Raw genomic sequence first — 2,408 nt, 5'->3', positions numbered from 1 at the left:
ATGGTGGCGCCGCATCCCTCCGCCGTGGACTGGCAGAGCTGGCTGGACGCGGCGCGCGGCCCCGACTGCGTGGTGGTCGACCTGGTCTCCGGCCGGTTCGACGGCATCGCCTTCTGCCGCGAACTGGACGATCTGCGGCAGAAAATCGTGGTGGGCGGCGCCGTCCCGCCACGCATCCTCGGGCTCAGCGGCGGCCAGGCCGCGCGCGGCGCCCTCTCCGCCCGCGCGTTCGAGGCCGGGGTGGACGATCTGGTCTCCGACGATGTCGAGCCCGAAATGCTCGCCCTGCGCATCCGCGCCCTGCTGCGCCGCAAGTTGCTGCAGGACGAGGCCAGGCGCATCGACCATGAACGCCAGGCGCGCGAGATCGCGGTCGAAACCGCCCGCGCCGAGGCCGCCGCCATCGCGTCCAAGGCGTCGCTGGCCGGCGCGCTGGAACAGGCCAACACCGAACTGGCCGCCGCCAACCGCAAGCTGATCGAAACCCAGAGCAAGCTGGTCCAGACCGCGAAGATGGCCTCGCTGGGCGAGCTGGTCGCCGGGATCGCGCATGAAATCAACAATCCGCTCGCCTTCATCCTGGCGCACAAGGACACGGTCGCCCGCCTGCTGGCCCAGGTGATCGACGCCGAGAAGGACGCACCCGAGAACGACATATCCGGGGAAGGCGCGTTCCCCGCCGCCACCTCGGCCGCCGCCGAACGCCGCGCCGCGCTGGCGAAATGCCGCGACCGGGTGGAATCGATGAATCTCGGCCTGCGCCGCATCCAGAACCTGGTGGTGAACCTGCGCAAATTCTCCCGCCTGGACGAGGGCCAGTTCCAGGTCATCGACGTGCCCGAGGCGCTCGAAACCGTGCTCGCCCTGCTGACCCAGAAATTCGGCGGCCATATCGCGGTCGAACGGAACTATCGCGCGCCCGACCGGCTCTATTGCCAGTCCGCGCTGCTCAACCAGGTGATCATGAACATCATCAGCAACGCCGCCGACGCCATCCTCTCCATGACCGACCAGTCCGCTGCCGCCCCCGGCGCCCCCACATCCGCCGCATCCATGCCCGCCGGCCTGATCAGCATCGGCACCGAACTGCGCGCCGCCAACGATCGACAAAACGGCGATCGCCAGAACGGGGGCGATCGCCAGACCTACGTCTTCACCATCCGCGACAACGGCCCCGGCATCCCCCCGGACATGAAGGAACGGGTCTTCGAGCCCTTCTTCACCACCAAGCCCGTCGGGGCCGGCACCGGCCTGGGGCTCGCCATCGCCTATGGCGTGGTGCAGGCCCATCACGGCACGATCACCGCCACCGACGCGCCGGGCGGCGGCACCCTCTTCACCGTCGCGGTGCCCTGGCAGCCCGAACTGGCGGCGCTCCCCGATCTTGGCGCTGATCCTGGCACCACTCCCGGCACCCATCCCGGGGCCATGCCGCCCCCCCGCCCCGTCGGCGCCGGAGCCCCCGCATGACGGCCCGCCCCGTCGTCCTCCTGGTCGATGACGAACCCGAAATCCTCGTGGCCCTCACCGACCTGCTCGAGGATTCGTTCACGATCCTCTCCACCACCTCGCCGGCCGAGGCCCTGGACATCCTGGCCCGCCGCCCGGATGTCGACGTCATCGTCTCCGACCAGCGCATGCCGGAAATGGGCGGCGACGTCATGCTGGCCCGCGCCCGCGCCTTCTGCGACGCCCAGGCGATCCTGCTGACCGGCTACGCCGACATCGGCGCCGTCGCCGCGGCGCTGAACCAGGGCCGCATCTCGTTCTATTCGCACAAGCCCTGGGACGGCGACGCCCTGCGCGCGATGATTGTCCAGGCCGCCCACCGCCACCGGCTGGAAGGCGAACTGCACACCGAACGCATGCTGCTGCACGGGCTGCTCCGGAACCTGCGCTCCGGTCTGGCCTTCAAGGACCCCCAGGGCCGATTCATCCGCATCAACCGCCAGGCCGCCGCCTTCTACGGCCGGGACGAGGCCGCCTGCCTCGGCCAGCGCGAGGAGGACCTGACCGACCCCGCCCAGCTCCCCGCCCTGCGCGCCGCCGAGGCCCGGATGGCCGCCGAGGGCAAGGACGAGGACGTCATCGCCTTTCCCACGCCCGGCGGCGGCACGGTCTGGCGCGAATTCACCCGCGCGCGGCTCGACGCCAATCCGGGCGCCACTCCGGGCAGCGGCTCCCATTCGGTGCTGATCAACCGCGACATCACCCGCCAGCGGGAAATGGAGGCCCGCCTCCGCCAGGCCGAGAAGATGCAGGCCCTCGGCACCATGGCCGGCGGCATCGCCCATGATTTCAACAATCTGCTGACGGCGGTGATGGGCTCGCTGGAACTCGCCACCGACACCGGCCCCCCGCTCGATTCCCGCACGGCCCGCCTGCTCGACAACGCGATGGCCGCGGCC

At 70.7% G+C, this 2,408-nt stretch carries 2 protein-coding genes; both read left to right on the top strand.

Annotated elements, in window-relative coordinates; all coding sequences use genetic code 11:
* A partial coding sequence (locus HUK84_RS15015) for a hybrid sensor histidine kinase/response regulator (RefSeq protein WP_176641005.1) occupies nucleotides 1-1,470 on the top strand: 1,470 nt, incomplete at its 5' end.
* Nucleotides 1,467-2,408 (top strand): response regulator (locus HUK84_RS15010; RefSeq protein WP_176641004.1); only part of this gene is annotated, 942 nt, incomplete at its 3' end. The genes HUK84_RS15015 and HUK84_RS15010, both read left to right, overlap by 4 nt.

It is taken from the genome of Nguyenibacter vanlangensis, from assembly GCF_013376155.1.
Classification (GTDB): Bacteria; Pseudomonadota; Alphaproteobacteria; order Acetobacterales; family Acetobacteraceae; genus Gluconacetobacter; species Gluconacetobacter vanlangensis.
Note: the sequence above shows the minus strand (reverse complement) of the source record. Positions and strands in the feature narration are given on the sequence as shown.